Genomic DNA, 704 nt, shown 5'->3' with positions numbered 1-704 from the left:
ACTCCCCCAGGCCTATCGCGGCCTCCCACGTCCTTCATCGGCTCCTGGTGCCAAGGCATCCACCATGCGCCCTTGACAACTTAACAAACACAACAACACAGACAACGACCCAAAACAACAACAACCCCACCCTGCGAACAGGGAAAGGGATCGTGCTGCATCGGCTCAATTGCTAGATGCTCGCACCCACTATGCACATCTCAAACAACACACGCACACCGCTCAACTAGCCACCCAACCGGCTCGGAACACCAGTCCCTGCCCGAAAAACTTCGAGCCCACCCGGCAAACGCCAGATGACAAGGGAACACACGTCCAAGGGTTATGGGGGCCAGCGTGGTAACGCCACCTTCGAGCAACCCGTCAGAGACCACCAAACCCCCTCGGACACCCGCGCTTGGCGGATTCCCTCAGGGGGGTGGTCCTGGACGTGTTGTCTCAGGACCCAACAGAGTGTTTCGGTCAGTAACACGCATCTGGTGCGTGTTTTCATCACCGGCATGGTGTCCGGTGGATGTGTGCAAGTCCCTGGTGAACCCGGATATCCCCGCCACCGGTAGTGGTGGCGTGTGGTTCCGGGTTGGGTTACTCCTTAGAAAGGAGGTGATCCAGCCGCACCTTCCGGTACGGCTACCTTGTTACGACTTCGTCCCAATCGCCAGCCCCACCTTCGACGGCTCCCTCCCGCAAGGGGTTGGGCCACC

The 704-nt window shown here is 59.5% G+C and carries 2 rRNA genes; both read right to left on the bottom strand.

Annotation, left to right across the window (positions count from 1 at the left end):
* A 23S ribosomal RNA gene (locus tag QSK10_RS34165) occupies window positions 1–86 on the bottom strand; the annotation flags it as partial.
* Between the two features lie 510 nt (window positions 87–596).
* Window positions 597–704: ribosomal RNA gene (locus QSK10_RS34160) — 16S ribosomal RNA — on the bottom strand; the annotation flags it as partial.

It is taken from the genome of Actinorhabdospora filicis, assembly GCF_030269765.1.
Lineage (GTDB): Bacteria > Actinomycetota > Actinomycetes > Mycobacteriales > Micromonosporaceae > Actinorhabdospora > Actinorhabdospora filicis.
This window is presented reverse-complemented; position numbering and strand designations above follow the sequence as displayed.